Below are 17,460 nucleotides of genomic sequence, written 5' to 3'. Positions count from 1 at the left end.
TAAGCGGACACTGCCTAGTTTTGTTGGTTTATCCAATTAATCACATCTTGATAGACATCTTCGCGATTAATTTCGTTTAGCATTTCATGACGGCCATTTTCATAAAGCTTAAACGTTACATTGCTTTGACCGGACTGCTCATAAGCTTTTGCTAATTTCGGCACGCCTTTACCCATCTCACCGACTGGGTCTTTATCGCCGCCAAATAATAAAATAGGCAAATCTTTTTGAATTTTGCTGTAAGTCTTATTGCCATATAGGTCAATGAGCCCTGCGAACATGTCGAGCCACAATTGTATCGAGCAATCAAAACCGCATAGATGGTCAGCGATGTACTGATCAACGTGTGCGTTATCTCGGCTTAACCAATCAAAGTCCGTTCGGTTGGGCTTAAAGGCATTATTAAACGAGCCAAAAGACAAAAACTGCAAGAGTGAGCTGGTTTTCATTGGCCCTTTACGCAGTTGTTCAATTTTTGCCACTACTCTGCCTGCTTTTAGCAGAGCACTGGGTTGAATGTTCGAGCCAGAGAGTATCAAGCCATTTATGGGTTTTGGCTGGGTAGCCAAATAAGCTTGAGCGATAAATGTGCCCATACTGTGGGCAAACATGAAATAGGGCTGATCTTGTGGCACGCTGGCACGTACGGTGTCGATGTCTTTTAATAGTTTTTGCCAGCCATCTTGCTCTGCGTATAAACCAAGCGTTGTGGAAGGGCTCGACCCGTGTCCTCTGTGATTGTGTGCAATCACTGAAAAACCGGCCTCAACTAAACGCAGAGCGAATTCATTGTAGCGGCTTACGTGCTCTGACATGCCGTGCAGAATGTGTACCCACGCTTTTGCTGTTGGGTTTGACCAAATGAGACATTCTATTTTGTGGCCGTCCTCAGCGGTAATGAAGCGAGTATCCATTGTTAATCCTTTGTCATTATTATTGTTCAAAGATTGTATCGAATTATGGCTCAGAGGGTATCGTCTACTTGGGTGAAAGCGAGCAAATGAGCGCTAAACAGCCAATAAGACTGAATATCCGTTCATAAAGTAGTCAGATGGATGAAAGTGGTTAGATTGGGACTTTGCGCGCGTTTCTAAAACTGGTAGTCTGCCCAACTATCCAAATTCCTGCTGTATGTAAATCATACAATATCTAATAAAAAGACAGGCCAATTGAATTAGGCGGAGGCGGTATGAACGAAAATTTCTTTAGCGACAAATATCCTGAAGGTTTACCTGCAACAGTAGATGTTGGATAAGTACAAAAGCGTTGTTGATGTATTCAATCAAAGTGTTAAAAAATACGCAGATCGCCCAGCTTTTACTGCATTAGGTCAAACCTTAAGCTATGCCGATGTAGACCGTTTGTCTGCTGATTTTGCAGCGTATTTGCAAAATAACACTGGCTTGCAAAAAGGCGATCGTATCGCGGTACAACTGCCTAACTTACTGCAATATCCAATTGTTGTATTTGGTGCCATGCGTGCCGGTCTTATTGTGGTGAATACCAACCCACTTTATACCGAACGTGAAATGGAGCATCAATTCAACGACTCTGGTGCTAAAGCGCTTGTTGTGCTTGCGCAAATGGCAGCTAAAGCAGGTCGTGTTGTTCCTAAAACACAAATTGAAACCGTCGTAGTGACGCAAGCTGGCGACATGTGTAGCCCGCTTAAACGTACTCTTGTGAATTTTGTGATAAAAACCATTCGCAAAGAAGTTGAACCGTTTACGATTCCAGGCCACATCAAGTTTACTTGATGCACTGAAAACAGGTACTAAATCGTCTTACACCCCTGTCGATGTTGCATCTGAAGATATTAGCGTTCTGCAATACACTGGCGGTACAACCGGTGTTGCTAAAGGCGCGATGCTAACCAACCGCAATATCGTTGCTAACATGTGTCAGGCGCATCCATTATTCATGATGGGCTTGAATAAGACGGGCAATGATGAAGGCTCTAAAGTGGTTATTGCTCCGTTACCGCTTTACCACATCTATGCGTTTACCGTTAACTGCATGGTATTAATGGAAACCGGTAATCATAACGTACTGATTCCTAACCCTCGTGATTTACCCGGTTTTATAAAAGAACTTAAAAAGTGGGACTTCAATGGATTCTTGGGCCTAAACACTTTATTTGTGGGTCTTTGTAATAATGAAGACTTCCGTGCTTTAGATTTTAGTCATCTACAACTGACTATTTCTGGTGGTATGGCATTAACTAAAAACGCTGCCGACCGTTGGGCAGAAGTGACGGGTTGTGAAGTCTCTGAAGGCTACGGCATGACAGAAACCTCTCCAATTGCATCATTCAACCCGCCAGGCTATACACAGCTGGGCACCATTGGTATGCCAGTATCAAACACGCTATGTAAAGTGATTGATGACGATGGCAAAGATCTTCCAATTGGTGAAGCAGGCGAGCTCTGTGTGAAAGGCCCTCAGGTGATGAAAGGCTACTGGCAGCGTCCTGAAGCCACGGCTGAAACCATCACCGAAGACGGCTGGTTAAAAACAGGCGACATGGCGGTTATTCTTGAAAACGGTTACATGAAAATTGTAGACCGCAAGAAAGACATGATTATTGTTTCTGGCTTTAACGTTTACCCTAACGAAATCGAAGACGTAGTATCAGGTCACCCTGACGTCGTTGAATGTGCGGCTGTGGGTATTCCTGATGAAGTGTCTGGTGAGCAAGTTAAAATCTTTGTTGTTTCCACTAATTCAGCCCTAACTGCTAAAGCATTGACAGATTTCTGTCGTGAGCGCCTAACGGCCTATAAAGTACCTAAGTTAGTTGAGTTCCGTGATGAACTGCCTAAAACCAACGTAGGTAAAATTCTTCGTCGTGAGCTACGTGACGAAGAAACAGCGTAATTACGCTTTAATGTAATATGCGTATAATAAAACGCCCTCTAAGGAGGGCGTTTTGCGTTTCATAAGAATGAGATTGGTATCTGTGACGAATGACATCGCTCAGCTTGAGCAATTAATATCTCAAAGTATGATTCAACAGAGGTTTGGCTTTTCTCGCCAATTATCTCAAATTAAAGCGCGCTTAAAAACGAAGCAGCCGGTTGATCAGTTGATTGAGAAATTACAAAACCAGTTAATTAAAAGTTGCGAACGAGCAGGGCTGCGTGGCGCCAATCTTGCCCCTATCGAATATGATGATAGCCTGCCTATTAGTCAAAAGCGTAACGACATATCGGATGCTATCCGTGATAACCAAGTGGTGGTCGTTGCGGGTGAAACTGGTTCTGGTAAAACGACTCAGATTCCTAAAATCTGTTTAGAGTTGGGATTGTCCAAGTATGGGTTGATTGCGCATACTCAGCCACGACGCATTGCCGCCCGCTCAGTTTCACAGCGTATTGCACAAGAGCTTAAAGTAAATTTAGGTGATGAAGTCGGTTATCAAATTCGCTTTAATGACCAAAGTACTGAGCAAACATTAGTGAAGCTCATGACCGATGGCATATTATTAGCCGAAACGCAGAATGACCGCTTTTTAAATAAATACCAGACCATCATTATTGATGAAGCCCATGAGCGCAGTCTTAATATCGATTTTCTGTTGGGCTATTTGAAACAATTACTGCCTAAGCGCCCCGATTTAAAAGTCATTATTACCTCTGCCACCATTGATGTTGAGCGTTTCTCAAAACACTTTAACAATGCACCTGTGATACAAGTATCGGGCCGGACGTTTCCGGTTGAAACCCGCTATCGTCCGTTAATCGATTTAGACGAAGAAGGGGACGAGCGCGAAGGCGATTTGTACCGAGGTATTGTTGATGCGGTAGAAGAGCTGCAATTAGAAGACAGCAAACGTGGCCAAATAGGGGATGTATTGATCTTTCTAAGTGGCGAGCGAGAAATTCGAGAAGCCGCCCTAGAGCTTAAAAAAGCGAACTTTAAAAACAGTGAAATATTGCCTCTATATGCGCGCTTAAGTAATGCGGATCAAAATAAAATATTTAACCCAAGCGGTGGTTCGCGCCGTATTATTTTGTCAACCAATGTTGCAGAAACATCGTTAACCGTTCCTGGCATTCGTTATGTCATTGATAGTGGCGTGGCGCGTATTAGTCGTTATAGCTATCGCTCAAAAGTACAGCGATTGCCGATTGAACCTATCTCGCAAGCCAGTGCGAACCAGCGTAAAGGTCGATGTGGTCGTGTAAGTGAAGGCATTTGTGTTCGCTTATTTAGTGAAGATGATTTTAACACCCGACCTGAATTCTCTGATCCAGAAATACAGCGCACTAATTTGGCGGCAGTTATTTTGCAAATGCTGTCATTAAAACTAGGCGATGTATCTGAGTTTCCGTTTGTAGACGCACCCGATAACCGCTTTATCAAAGATGGTTATAACTTATTAAAAGAACTCGGTGCGGTGAGTCATGACAATCAGATTAATCAAGTAGGGCGTGCGCTATCAAAACTGCCCGTTGACCCTCGTATTGCTCGCATGTTATTTGAAGCGGGTAAGCGCAAAGCGTTACAAGAAATGCTCATCATTGCATCTGCATTGAGTATTCAAGATCCAAGAGAACGCCCGCCTGAAAAACAACAGCAAGCGGATCAAAAGCACGCTGAATTTCGTCATGAAGAAAGTGATTTTTCAACGTTACTCAATATTTGGCAACATTTTGAAGATGCTCGCCAAACTCTTTCTAATAGTCAATTACGACAGCATTGTAAGAAACACTTTTTAAATTACATGCGTATGCGTGAATGGCGAGATGTGCATTATCAACTGCGCTTGCAGTGTAAAGATTTAAAGTTAGAAGAAAATAAACAAGCGGCCAGCTATGAAGCCGTGCACCAGTCCATCTTGTCGGGGTTTTTAAGTTTTATTGGGCAAAAGACGGAAGATGGTGATTACCTAGGTGCGCGTAATCGCCGTTTTATGTTGTTCCCTGGTAGCGGTATTTTTAAGAAACGACCTAAATGGGTTGTTTCTGCAGAGATGGTCGAAACATCGCGCTTGTATGCCCGTATGAATGCCTGCATTGACCCTGAGTGGCTTGAGCCATTAGCTAAGACACTGGTTAAGCGTAAGTATTTAGAACCTTACTGGTCCATCAAGCGTGGCCAAGTCATGGCTTACGAGCAAGTGAGTCTTTACGGTTTAGTGATTATACCTAAGCGTAATGTGAGTTATGCGAAGATTGACCCGCAAGTCAGTCATGAAATTTTTATTCGTGAAGCGCTTGTGCAAAAGCAAATTAAAAGTCGAGCATCATTCTTACAATATAACCAAAATTTAATTGAAGAAATCGAAGAGCTTGAAGATAAATCCCGTAGACGAGATATCGTGGTGGATGAAGAGCGCTTGTACCAGTTCTATTTAGAACGAGTGCCTAATGAAATCACCGATACGGCTTCATTCGAAACATGGCTTAAAACCCAGTCTGACGATTGCTTGAATGTTAAGAAATCGTACCTGATGCAGCACGGTGCTGAAAACATTACCCAGGCTCAATTCCCTGATCACTTTACTCATGGCAGTGTGGTTTACCCATTAGCGTATCGGTTTGAACCCAACCACAAAGAAGACGGCGTGAGTGTTTTAGTACCGGCTGCCATGTTAAAGCAATTGCCAGTGAGTCGTTTGCAATGGCTTGTACCGGGAATGCTGCGAGAAAAAATCATTGCCTTACTTAAGGGTCTTACAAAATCCATACGTCGTCAATTAGTACCCGTACCGGATTTTGCAGATGGTTTCTTGATAAAGCATTCGGTGCAGCGATGAGGCATTACAGGACGTACTGGCACGTTATATTTATCAGCAAAAGAGAATCGACATTGAACCTAATGACTGGAATCTAGATCAACTTGACCCTCACTATAAAGTGAATATTCGGGTGATGGGCAATGATAATGTTTTGCTCGCACAAGGGCGTGATTGGCACTGGTTAATCGAGAAAATTGGTGATCAAGTTGAACACTTATCTCAAGAGAACAATAGCGACTTTGAACGTGAAGGCATTACCCGTTGGGATTTAAACGCATTGCCTGTCGAATATAAAATTCAGCAAGCGGGGATTCAAGTGACGCTTTACCCTGCATTGGTAGATGAAACCAGCAGCGTTAGCTTAAAGCTATTATCACGTGCTGATGAGGCACTTGCTCAGTCTAAGCATGGTATTTTGCGCTTATTAAAAATGGAGTTAACAGAGCAAGTGAGCTGGGTACAAAAAGAAACCCAAAAGCGCCTTGTTCAAGAAATGATTTATTTTGGTCATATTGGTAACAAAGCACAACTATTAGACGCTGTAACCCATCGTGTATTTGATTTGTGTTTTGATTTATCGGACTTGCCACGAGATGAGGCCGCCTTTAAAGCGTTAAAAGACAAAGGGCGCGGATCAGTGAGTGAAAAGTTTGATGAGGTCATTCCGTTAATTAAGCAAATTTTACAAAGCTATCATCAACTCAATAAAAAAATGAAACAGCAAAACCAATTAGCGTTTGCGTTAGCTGTGGGCGACATTAAGCAGCAAGTGAATGTATTAATGCCAAAAGGGTTTTTAGGGTTTGTTGAATATGAATGGCTTAAGCAATATCCGCGATATTTTAAAGCCATGATGTTAAGGCTTGATAAATTGCAGGGTAATCTACAAAAAGATAAATTAACGCAAATTAAAATCACACACTGGAGTGAGCAATACCAAGCACTGTTGTCGCAATTGCCTGCCAGTGTTGAATGTTTTGAAGGCGTTATGGCTTTAAATTGGATGATACAAGAGTACCGAGTGTCATTGTTTGCTCAAGAACTAGGAACGGCTATGCCTGTCTCTGACAAGCGTTGGAAGGCACAAATAGTCGAAGCCAAAGCAAGTATCCAACAGTGATAAATGGGTACGCGGTATCGACAAAATTGTGGCTTGGCCAGTTTCGCGTTTTAATTGTCCGTTTAGGCGGCTTTTTGAGTGCTATTTACGTGTAATTGTGAGTCACGGCTCACGCCGTAAGTGGCATAAACAAAGATATTCCATTATAGTTTTGTACTAATTGTTAAGGTGTGTCAGCCAAAGGATAGGTAGACAAAAAAGCGTTTGAGCTGATTAAAAATTTAGGGGATCAAAGTGAAGCAAGTTGTTATTAGTGGTACCGGTTTATATACCCCAACCCAATCTATATCCAATGACGAATTAGTCACGGCATTTAATACCTACGTTGATACGTTTAACGCGGAACACGCTGATGAAATTACCGCCGGTACGGTTGATGCGCTTGCTCAAAGCAGCAGTGCATTCATTGAAAAGGCTTCAGGCATAAAAAGTCGCTTTGTGATTAACAAAGAAGGGATTATTGATCCTAGTCGTATGACGCCTTTTATAGCGGAGCGTTCAAATGATGAGCCTTCTTTGCAGTGTGAAATGGCCATTGCTGCCGCGAAAGAAGCGTTAGCGCAAGCAGGTAAAACCGTTGATGATGTTGATGCGGTTATTGTGGCATGTTCAAACTTACAACGTGCATACCCAGCTGTGGCGGTTGAAGTACAAACGGCATTGGGCATTCAAGGTTTTGCTTATGATATGAATGTGGCATGCAGCAGTGCGACGTTTGGGATTCAAGCGGCCGTTAACGCCATACAAACAGGCTCGGCTCGTTGTGTATTAATGGTGAACCCTGAAATTTGTACGGCTCATTTGAACTTTCGTGATCGTGACAGCCACTTCATTTTTGGTGATGCCTGCACGGCGGTTATTTTAGAAGACAGCGAACAAGCAACCAGTGATCAGCAATATAAAGTGCTTGGCACCAAGCTACAGACGATTTTTTCGAATAATATTCGTAATAACGCGGGTTTCTTAAATCGCTGTGATGAATCGGGCTTAGATAACCCAGATAAGCTGTTCATTCAAAATGGCCGTAAAGTATTTAAAGAAGTTTGCCCTATGGTGGCTCAGCAAATCACCACGCATATTGGTGAGTTGGATATAGCCGCAGATGACCTAGCGCGTATGTGGCTGCATCAAGCAAATTTGAGTATGAATCAGCTTATTTCAAAGCGTGTATTAGGTCGTGAGGCTGCTGAAGATGAAGCACCTGTCATCCTTGATCGTTATGCCAATACAAGCTCAGCGGGCTCTATTATTGCCTATCATTTGCATAAGAGCGACCTAAAAGCCGGTGATAAAGGGGTAATCTGTAGTTTTGGGGCGGGTTATTCAATTGGCAGTGTGGTGGTTGAGAAGCTGTAAACGCTGGTCTCATTTAGCCAATTATATAAAAAAGAGGCCTTGAGCCTCTTTTTTTGTTTTCAAATGAACTATCTTGAAAGCGTCTGCTCAAACCAGACATGAAAATAGAAAGACTGTTTTCAATCATTAATCGCTTATCGAGGGGACTCTCATGGCTAAAACACAAATGAAACCACTGGCAATGGCACTAGGTGCAACATTAGCAGCGTCAATGGCAACAACAGCGCTTGCGGCTGAAAACCCATTTACGTCTCAATCTCTTGAGTCTGGCTATAAAGTAATGGCCGAAGGCAAATGCGGTGAAGGCAAGTGCGGCGAAAGCAAAACGAAAAAAGAAGGCAAGTGCGGCGAAGGTAAATGCGGCGAAGACAAAGCCAAAAAAGAAGGCAAGTGCGGCGAAGGTAAATGTGGCGAAGACAAAACTAAAAAAGAAGGTAAATGCGGCGAAGGTAAATGCGGCGGTAAGTCTTAATTAGTTGTAAGGAATCATCATGGCCATTAATGGTTCAGGTTTAGGTTTGCGCAGAGGCATGTTGGATGAACTGTCTCAGTTGACAACGCAACAAGTAGATTTTTTTGAAGTAGCACCTGAAAACTGGATTGGCCTTGGTGGTCGCTTTGGAAAAGCGTTCAGAGCATTAACTGAGCGCTTTCCCTTTGCCTGCCACGGATTATCATTATCAATCGGCAGTTCTGACCCATTAGATATCACGTTTGTAAAAGCGGTTAAGCAATTTTTAGATACACACCAAATTGAAACCTACAGCGAGCATTTAAGTTACTGTAGCCACAATGGTCACATGTATGACCTGCTTCCTATCCCATTTACACAAGATGCAATTGATCACGTTGTATCGCGCGTTCAGCATGTACAAGACATTTTACAGCGCCCATTAATTCTTGAAAACGTATCCACTTATGCCAAGTTTGGTGAGATGGACGAATTAACCTTTACTCAAGAAATTGTGAAGCGCTCTGGCTGTCAATTATTACTAGATGTGAATAACGTATATGTAAACAGCATTAATCATCACTATGATCCGATTGCCTTCATTAAAGCGTTACCCAGTGATGCGATTACCTATATGCATATAGCTGGTCACTTCGATGAGGCGGATGATTTAAAAGTCGATACTCATGGTGCACCCGTTAAAGATGACGTATGGCAGTTACTAAGGCTTGCCTATGATACGCATGGTGTTAGACCGACATTGCTTGAACGTGATTTTAACTTTCCACCAATAGACGAGTTATTAAGTGAAGTGAACCAAATTAAAACCATGCAAGAGGTCGATTATGCCTAGCCATGATTTTAAAGAGATACAAGATACGTTTACTCAACGTATTCGTTCAGCTGACGTTACCTCACTAGAGGGCGTTGAAGATCGACGCTTAAATATTTATCGCGAACTGTTTTATAATAATGTTGAAAGTTTTATCAGTGGTACATTTCCAGTATTAAAAGGTTGTGTATCACAAAAGACTTGGCAGACAATGGTTAGGCGTTTTTTTGTTGAGCATATATCCCAAAGTCCTTATTTTTTAGAAATAAGTGAAGAGTTTTTAGAATACTTAGCGAAAGATAAAGAAAACACACTTGCACTACCAAGTTATGCGTACTCACTTGCTCATTGGGAGTGGATGGAGTTATTTGCTGATGCCTATGTAGAGTCAAATTGTCATCAACTTTCAATGGTTAATTTAGACACAGACGTGTTAGCGACGGTTGAATGTGCTTGGCTACAAGCTTATGAATACGCTGTGCATAAAATTGAATCAGATGACAATATCTCGCAAGCGCCCACCTTTTTATTAATTTATCGCGATGCGTCACAAGAAGTGGAGTTTGTTGAGTTAAACCCATTAAGTTATATATTGTTTGAAGCATTACAAAACAACACACGTTTTACTATTCAACAAATTGTGCAAGAAATTGCCACCGCTCACAATATGCCATTACAGCAGTTGTTGCCTGGCGCATATGAAACCGTCTCCAATTGGGTCGATCTTCAACTGATTAGAAAACCAAACTTGAGTTAATTATGATGCACTTTATTAAAACGCTATCGTCTTGTATGGATCAGCTTGCAAAGCTCGACTTCATTCCGTTATTAGCACTTAGGTTATATTTAGCCCCTGTTTTTTGGTTGGCAGGCATGAACAAGTTAAATGATATTGACAGTGTGGCAGCGTGGTTTGGCAACAGTGATTGGGGATTAGGGTTACCGTTCCCTGAATTTCTTGCTTGGCTTGCGACATTGACGGAGGTGGGTGCTGCGGTTTTATTGGTACTGGGTTTGGCTGTTCGTTGGATCAGCATTCCTCTTATTGTGACGATGTTGGTCGCCATCTTTGCGGTACATTGGCCTAACGGCTGGCAAGCCGTTGCAGATCCAAGTTCGCCATTTGCATCACATGATATTGACGATGTTATGTCGCGCTTAGGGTTTGCTCGTGAAATTTTACAAGAACACGGTAATTACGAATGGCTGACAGGGCGTGGCAATATCGTTATTAGTAATAATGGTATTGAGTGGGCCACTACCTATTTGCTGATGTGCACGGTATTGCTATTTAAAGGTGCAGGTCGTTACGTGAGTGTCGATTTTTATTTTAAAAACTGGTTAAAAGCGCAGTAACCTTTGTTAACTTTTTGCCGTTAGCGGGTCATTCGTACCCGCTAACGAACTTTATTTTTGTTTTAATTTTTCTTAAAGCCGTTATTTTCTCTTTTCCTTAATAAGTATTGTGTTATTTTGCTTAAGCTTGTCTATATTTTAGGCATATAAGGTAATTGGCGCGTTTTAGCGTTTAATTACCATAAAAAATTCATCAATCTGTCACTTAAGTGAAAGAATGTAACAAAACTGTCACATGAGCTTTGTAACATAACTGTCACTAAAACTTGAAAAACAAAAAGGTGAACACTATGAAAAAGCCCCTAATTGCCGCAGCTATCTCTATGGCCTTCATTTCTGGCGCACAAGCCGAAAGTCAGTTTTATGGCAAAATGAATGTGTCAGTTGATTATAATGATGAGTCTGAAAAAGGCAGCGTTAGTAGCCATGCCAGCCGCTTGGGTATTAAAGGTTCTGAAGACCTAGGTTCTTCAAAAGTCGTGTATCAAGCTGAATATGAAACAGACATCGATGGCGATGGGACTGTTTTCAAGCAGCGTGATTCTTATGTTGGTTTGCATTATGCCGGTATGGGTACTGTGAAAATGGGTGTGATGGATACGCCACTTAAAAAGTCTCAAGGCAAGTTTGATTTATTTAATGATGTATTTGACATGAAGAATGTCATAGTTGGCGATAATCGTGCTGCTAACTCTTTAAACTATACCACTGAAGAAATGGGTGCTGTTCAAGTGTCTGCATCTGTTGTTTTTGCTGAAGATGGCAGCAGTGATGGCTATTCTGCGAATGCTATATTTAATGCTGACTCTTTATATGCGGCAGTTGCTTACGATACAAAAGTAGGTAATGAATCTACGGTTCGCGCGACCGGTATTTACAGCATGGGTGATTTATCCTTTGGTGCTTTGTTAAATCAGATTGATAGCGATGATGTAGCAGGTGACGAAGATGAATTAGGGTTCGGTGTGAATGCCGCAATGAAAGCGGGCGCCAACACTTATAAGGTTCAGTACTTATCAGGTGACCAAAAAGCAAATGACGCTGAAAGTATCACACTAGGTGCAGATCATAAGCTTGCTAAGACTACCAAAGCTTACTTGTATGTGAATCAGTTCGAAACAGATACTAGTGATTCAGAAGTAACAATTGCGCTAGGTCTAGAACATAAGTTCTAATTTCAGCCTATAGTAAAAAATTAGCCCCTTATTGGCACTGCTGTCCCATAGTTTCTACTCATAAAGTGAACCTCATTTGAGGTTCGCTTTTTTTACGCCGAGAGGAAATAGGCTGGAGAAGTTGCCTGAGTGTTTTGCATTCAAATAAATTGGCTTGAAGCACGCGTAATATACGCTGAACTGTCCAGCCTTGCTTTGCCGAATACCGAGCAAATGACACCAATAAAAAGGTAATCATAGCAATCCAGATTTGTGTCAAAACGGCATTTTTAGAACGCCCTATAAACGCATGGATTTTAAGGTTCTGCTTAAGCGCTTTAAAGAATAGCTCCACCTGCCAGCGTTCTTTATAAATCGCGGCAATGGTCGTAGCAGCCAGTTGAAAATTATTGGTTAAAAATGAATACTATCGACCACTTTCGAAATCAATAAATTTAACCAAGCGCAGCACTGGCGCGTTCCTCTTTTTTGCGTGCTCACTGCTTAGTTCAATAATTTGATCACTGATGACACCCTTATCAGAGTTGCATTCACGCTGCTCGATGACATCAAATACAGTGCCTAATCTCATGCGAGTAACGAAGCTAACCCTTTGATTGGTAAGGTCTGCGAACCATTGATAGTCAATATAACCTTTATCGAAGGCCACCATACTGCCTTGCGGGAAATCAAATTTTCGGCCTTCAATCATGTCATTCTCGTTGCCGTCACTGAGCGCAACAAACTCAGGAATCATATTGCCATGATTCAGTGCCACACTGAGTTTTACATTGGCCGTATCATCTCTATGGGCGGCCCAAGGAAAAAGACTAAGGGATAAATCAATGGCGCTGGCGTCTAAAGAAAATAGCGGGTTTTTGAATCGAAATTTATGCTTATGGGGCGGCTGACGACAACGGTTCTGTAACGTATAAAATAAAGATTGATACAATTCCGAAGGCTGATTTTCATTGATTCTGGCAAGTGTGCTACGAGCAATTGGTTTGGCACCAAGGTGGTACAGTTTGGCTTGTTGCGTTTCTAAATTAGATTCGATATCCCGCAAGCTTTGACGGCCACAAAGTTGCGACATGGTCATGCCGATAAATTGGTCCCATCGAGTTGCAGAGCGCAATTTTTGACCAGAGTGATGTTGCTTTGCCAAGGTTTCAAATTCATGTCTCGAAATAGGTTTTAGCAACTGGTGAAAAGCAGTGTTAGAATGTGACAAAGCCTGATTCCTTGTTATTACAGCGTTTGTTCGCACTCACATTGTAACAATTTGGATTCAGGCTTTCTTGTTTACATCAATCTATGGGACAGCAGTGCCCTTATTGGGGCTTTTTTTGTTTCTGGTATAAGCTGTTGCATTGAGTTTGGGCAAGTCCCTTGGTTTAATGGCCACGCTTATACATTAGGAAGTTTTTATGAAGATTGCCGGATTGATTTTGGCTGCTTTTTGTACGCTCTCATTATTTGTGGGGAATGCGGCGGCTGATGAGAAAGACCCCTGGGAGCCTTGGAATCGACAAGTGTTCGAGTTCAATGAAACCGTAGATTACTACAGTGCAAAACCGTTGGCTCAGGCTTATCGAAATGTGACGCCACAAGTGGTAGATGATGCCATTACCAACGTATTTAGTAACTTAGGTGAGCCCTTGGTGGTTGTGAGTGATCTTGCCCAGGGCAAATTGTTACAAGCCTTGTCTGATACCGGACGCTTTATCGTTAATAGTACTGTTGGCGTACTCGGTATTTTTGATGTGGCTCGTCACATGGGCATGCCAAAGCATGATGAAGACATGGGCCAAGTGCTGGCCACTTGGGGAATAGAGTCTGGCCCGTATTTGATGTTGCCGATTCTCGGCCCCAGCACAATAAGAGATGCCACGGGGTTTGTGGTGGATACTTGGGGTTTAAATGCGATTGATCCTCAGGCACAAGCACTTGAGAATGATCAAGTTTATTACACCAGTGTATTTGCAGAATACTTAGATTTAAGAGCGGATTTGGTACCTGCAGAGGGCATCATAAGCGGTGACCGCTATTCTTTTATTCGAAGCTTATATTTTCAGCGTCGTGAATTCTTGAATAACGATGGGCAGGTAAAAGATGATTTTGGTGATGATTTCGAAGAATACGAAGACGATTTCTAGCGAAAGTAGCGCCAGTGTGGGTTCACTGGCGCCAATTATTTGATGGTACGCTAGCTTAATAGCTCGATAATCTCAGCCCCATAATAATTCAAGCCATTATCGGCCATGTGTCGCTTAATGCTGACACATGCGTTGAGTGGGGCAAATTGATTTTGATACGAAGGCAGGTACGCAACCGCTTCATCATCAATGTTCAAGCTTTCTTTGGTTTCGATGCACATGCCGGTACCACTTAGGTCGATGCAGATACATTCAATAGTCCGATCCCCTAAAGTTAGGGTTAACGGTGATTCAACACGCATGCGTATGAAGTCACGTTTTTCTTCGTAGGCTTTGGCTAGGTTCATTGTTTTTATTCCTCTTCCAGGGGCCGCTGTGTGTGGTCACTGTGTCAAACTTCAGTAATTCGTGCAACTGTCTAATAAGTATGCAAAACCTGTGACAATTTTCACACAAAATCATGAGGTTTGTATAATTAATGCCTGACCTTGTTTTCGCCTTTTGCTGTGTCTTGCTAACAGGCTATTTGCCATGTAAGGTGGCCCAGCAAAAACAATAACAAGTCTGCGCAGGCATCCATGAGTGTGGTAAGTGGTCGAGTATTAGTCATTGATGATGAAGCTATTGTTCGAGAAAGCATTGTAGCTTATCTCGAAGACAGTGGTTTTGATGTCATAGAAGCGGAAAATGGTCACGAAGGGGTCGCCTGTTTTAACAGTCAACTGCCTGATATTGTCTTATGTGATCTGCGTATGCCGAACATGGATGGCTTGTCTGTTTTAAAGCAAATCAATAAAACCCATCCTAATACCCCTTTTATCGTCGTGTCTGGCGCGGGTGTCATGGCAGATGTGGTACAAGCATTACGCCTTGGTGCCAGTGATTATCTGATTAAGCCTATTCTCGATATGGAAGTGTTAGAGCACAGTATCGTTCGCAACCTTAAGCAACGACGTCTTATCGAACAAAACATTGCGTATCGTGCGCAGCTAGAAAGCAATAATCGAGAGCTAGCCACCCGTTTAGAAGAACTCAGGCTAGATCAGCAAGCCGGTCGAGAAGTGCAAAAGCGCATGCTGCCTGAAAATCAGGCGCAAATGACCGGTATTGAGTTCAATTATCATATAATCCCAAGCCTGTATTTAAGTGGCGACTTCGTTGATTATTTCCCTATTAGCAGCGACAAAATTGTATTTTATGTTGCTGATGTCAGCGGTCATGGGGCGTCTTCGGCGTTTATCACCGTATTGCTTAAAAATCTGAGTAATCGTTTAAGACGCAATTTGAAGCGTCAATCCAGTGATGATTTACTCAGCCCGCATAAAGTAATTAATCGAATAAACAAAGAGTTAGTAGATGCTCAATTGGGTAAGCATGTTAGCTTATTCTGGGGCATGATTGATTTGCCATCTATGACACTTTCTTATAGTGTGGCGGGCCAATTTCCAATGCCCATCTTAAGTAATGAATTTGGTGTACACTACTTAGAGGGGCGCTCACAACCTGCAGGGTTGTTTGCAGCAGCGCAGTACGAAACGTATGAGGTTGAACTGGGTCAATCGTTTGAATTGGTGGCCGTATCCGATGGCATACTTGAAGTCTTGCCATATACCTCATTAGCTGAGAAAGAAGCCTGTTTATTAGAATGGGTAACGCAGGGTCAATTGACCATAGAAAACTTGGAATCCTTGCTTAAATTAGATACTGGCAATGAGATACCAGATGACATTACATTGCTAACATTGTCTAGGACAGAATGACTATGAATACGGGAAAAATTCTCGTTGCTCAAAGCCAGGGTATATACATAATTAAATTCGTCGGTGATGTACGTTTAAGCTTATGCAGCACGCTTGATCAGTACACCGATCAGATGTTTGAAAGTGACGAGTTTAAAACCGTGATTATTGATTTAACTGAAACCCAGTGCATCGATAGTACATCCCTAGGTCAGCTTGCAAAGATCTCTATTCTTTACAAAGAAAAGTATGGTCAATTACCTACTATTGTTTCTACCCAAGATGACATCAATCGAATCCTATTAAGTATGGGGTTTGACCAAGTATTTTATATCGTAAAAGACATTGGTATCCCATGTGGAATACCTTGATGAATTACCACTTAAATCCGTTACTGAAGCAGAAATGAAAAAACGCGTATTAGAGGCTCATAAGTTACTAATGGATATGAACCAAAATAACCGCGATGCATTTCAGGATTTAGTGAAAAGCTTAGAAGAAAACTAATTAATTTATGACAACTCAAGAATCTTTAGCACAAAAAGCCACAGTATTAGGCGGTGGCAGTTTTGGAACTGCTATTGCCAACATATTAGCTGCAAATGGTTTTCAAGTGAGTTTGTGGATGCGCAACCCTCAAGCGGTTGCTGATATCAATAACACTCATGAAAATAAGCAATACTTGCCAGGCGTTAAGTTACACGAAGGCATTAATGCAACAGATGATTTAGCCCACGCCATTCAAGGCAGCCAAGTTTTATTTTATGCGATACCGAGTAAGTCCTTCCGTGAAATTGTTGAGCGCACATTAGGCTTGGTTGATAAAGAACAAATTCTCATCAGTACCACTAAAGGTATCGAGCCCGATGGTTTCAATTTGATGAGTGATATTTTGCGCGGTGTGTTTCCTACTAATCCGGTAGGGGTAATTAGCGGGCCTAACTTAGCGAAAGAAATTGCTCAGGGCCAATTAGCGGCGACGGTGATTGCGAGTAAAGATAAACGTGTGCGTGACTTTATCCAGCAAAGTTTGAGTTGTAAGTTTTTTAGAATTTACGTAAATGCCGATATGTATGGCGTAGAGTTGGGTGGGGCGTTAAAAAATATTTATGCCATTATTACCGGCATGGCAGCGGCTTTGGGTTTTGGTGAAAATACAAAAGCCATGTTAATTACGCGTAGCCTTGCAGAAATGAGCCGTTTTGCGGTTTCACAAGGTGCAAACCCGATGACCTTCTTAGGGCTTGCTGGTGTGGGTGACTTAGTTGCCACCTGTGTATCGCCGTTAAGTCGTAACTACCGTGTGGGTTATGCGGTAGGCAAAGGTGAAAGCTTAGAGCAAGCAACCGAATCACTCGGCGAAGTCGCCGAAGGTATTAATACGTTGCGTTACGTACGTAATGAAGCTAATGAAATGGGCATCTACATGCCATTGGTGAATGCATTGTATGCTGTTTTGTTTGAAGGTGTGAAAGTAGACGAAGTGGCTAACACCTTGATGACAGGCGATCATAATACGGACGTAGAATTTTCTTTACCAAGAGGGGCATAGC

Annotated in this window: 13 protein-coding genes and 3 pseudogenes; 13 read left to right on the top strand and 3 right to left on the bottom strand. The window is 42.2% G+C overall.

Annotated features, from left to right (window positions below; genetic code table 11):
• Window positions 1-14: 14 nt before the first annotated feature.
• A complete protein-coding gene (locus ACU6U9_RS20680; protein WP_446736854.1) occupies window positions 15-914 on the bottom strand; it encodes an alpha/beta hydrolase in 900 nt (299 codons plus the stop codon).
• Window positions 915-1,189: 275 nt separating this feature from the next.
• Here ACU6U9_RS20680 and ACU6U9_RS20675 point away from each other — a divergent pair.
• The 9 genes and pseudogenes from ACU6U9_RS20675 to ACU6U9_RS20635 all read left to right on the top strand — a co-directional run bounded on the left by ACU6U9_RS20675 (window position 1,190) and on the right by ACU6U9_RS20635 (window position 12,033).
• Window positions 1,190-2,877 (top strand): annotated as a pseudogene (locus ACU6U9_RS20675) (AMP-binding protein).
• Window positions 2,878-2,929: 52 nt separating this feature from the next.
• Entirely contained in the window at window positions 2,930-5,761 is a 2,832-nt protein-coding gene (gene hrpA, locus ACU6U9_RS20670) for an ATP-dependent RNA helicase HrpA (protein ID WP_446736853.1), read from the top strand.
• The gene (locus ACU6U9_RS20665) at window positions 5,745-6,863 is read left to right on the top strand and encodes a DUF3418 domain-containing protein (RefSeq protein WP_446737210.1); all 1,119 of its coding nucleotides are present in this window, start codon (window positions 5,745-5,747) and stop codon (window positions 6,861-6,863) included. Before hrpA ends, ACU6U9_RS20665 begins: the two co-directional genes overlap by 17 nt.
• A 234-nt stretch (window positions 6,864-7,097) precedes the next feature.
• Window positions 7,098-8,219 (top strand): beta-ketoacyl-ACP synthase III, encoded by a 1,122-nt coding sequence (locus ACU6U9_RS20660; protein ID WP_446736852.1) that lies wholly within the window; start codon window positions 7,098-7,100, stop codon window positions 8,217-8,219.
• A 151-nt stretch (window positions 8,220-8,370) separates the two neighbouring features.
• A complete protein-coding gene (locus ACU6U9_RS20655; protein WP_446736851.1) occupies window positions 8,371-8,691 on the top strand; it encodes an HvfA family oxazolone/thioamide-modified RiPP metallophore in 321 nt (106 codons plus the stop codon).
• A 19-nt stretch (window positions 8,692-8,710) separates the two neighbouring features.
• Window positions 8,711-9,523, top strand: coding sequence for an HvfB family MNIO-type RiPP peptide maturase (locus ACU6U9_RS20650; RefSeq protein ID WP_446736850.1), 813 nt, complete (start codon window positions 8,711-8,713; stop codon window positions 9,521-9,523).
• On the top strand, window positions 9,516-10,259 hold the full coding sequence (locus tag ACU6U9_RS20645; protein ID WP_446736849.1) for an HvfC family RiPP maturation protein: 744 nt from the start codon (window positions 9,516-9,518) through the stop codon (window positions 10,257-10,259). Before ACU6U9_RS20650 ends, ACU6U9_RS20645 begins: the two co-directional genes overlap by 8 nt.
• Before the next feature lie 2 nt (window positions 10,260-10,261).
• Window positions 10,262-10,858 (top strand): HvfX family Cu-binding RiPP maturation protein, encoded by a 597-nt coding sequence (locus ACU6U9_RS20640; RefSeq protein ID WP_446736848.1) that lies wholly within the window; start codon window positions 10,262-10,264, stop codon window positions 10,856-10,858.
• 290 nt (window positions 10,859-11,148) lie between these two features.
• Window positions 11,149-12,033: a porin gene (locus ACU6U9_RS20635; protein WP_446736847.1), complete on the top strand. Its 885-nt coding sequence runs from the start codon at window positions 11,149-11,151 to the stop codon at window positions 12,031-12,033.
• Between the two features lie 58 nt (window positions 12,034-12,091).
• Here ACU6U9_RS20635 and ACU6U9_RS20630 read toward each other — a convergent pair.
• Window positions 12,092-13,243, bottom strand: a pseudogene (locus ACU6U9_RS20630) (IS4 family transposase).
• Between the two features lie 196 nt (window positions 13,244-13,439).
• On the opposite strand from ACU6U9_RS20630, the gene ACU6U9_RS20625 reads away from it, so the two are divergent.
• Window positions 13,440-14,168 (top strand): MlaA family lipoprotein, encoded by a 729-nt coding sequence (locus ACU6U9_RS20625; RefSeq protein ID WP_446736846.1) that lies wholly within the window; start codon window positions 13,440-13,442, stop codon window positions 14,166-14,168.
• A gap of 50 nt (window positions 14,169-14,218) precedes the next feature.
• On the opposite strand, the gene ACU6U9_RS20620 is transcribed toward ACU6U9_RS20625, so the two are convergent.
• A complete protein-coding gene (locus ACU6U9_RS20620; RefSeq protein ID WP_446736845.1) occupies window positions 14,219-14,515 on the bottom strand; it encodes a PilZ domain-containing protein in 297 nt (98 codons plus the stop codon).
• 231 nt (window positions 14,516-14,746) lie between these two features.
• Between ACU6U9_RS20620 and ACU6U9_RS20615 the strand changes: the two genes are divergently transcribed.
• The 3 genes and pseudogenes from ACU6U9_RS20615 to ACU6U9_RS20605 all read left to right on the top strand — a co-directional run bounded on the left by ACU6U9_RS20615 (window position 14,747) and on the right by ACU6U9_RS20605 (window position 17,459).
• A complete protein-coding gene (locus ACU6U9_RS20615; protein WP_446736844.1) occupies window positions 14,747-15,928 on the top strand; it encodes a response regulator in 1,182 nt (393 codons plus the stop codon).
• 2 nt (window positions 15,929-15,930) lie between these two features.
• Window positions 15,931-16,414, top strand: a pseudogene (locus ACU6U9_RS20610) (STAS domain-containing protein).
• A gap of 7 nt (window positions 16,415-16,421) precedes the next feature.
• Window positions 16,422-17,459, top strand: a complete 1,038-nt coding sequence (locus tag ACU6U9_RS20605) for an NAD(P)H-dependent glycerol-3-phosphate dehydrogenase (protein ID WP_446736843.1) — start codon at window positions 16,422-16,424, stop codon at window positions 17,457-17,459.
• Window position 17,460 lies beyond the last annotated feature (1 nt).

The organism is Pseudomonas sp. HK3, from assembly GCF_052920985.1.
This window is presented reverse-complemented; position numbering and strand designations above follow the sequence as displayed.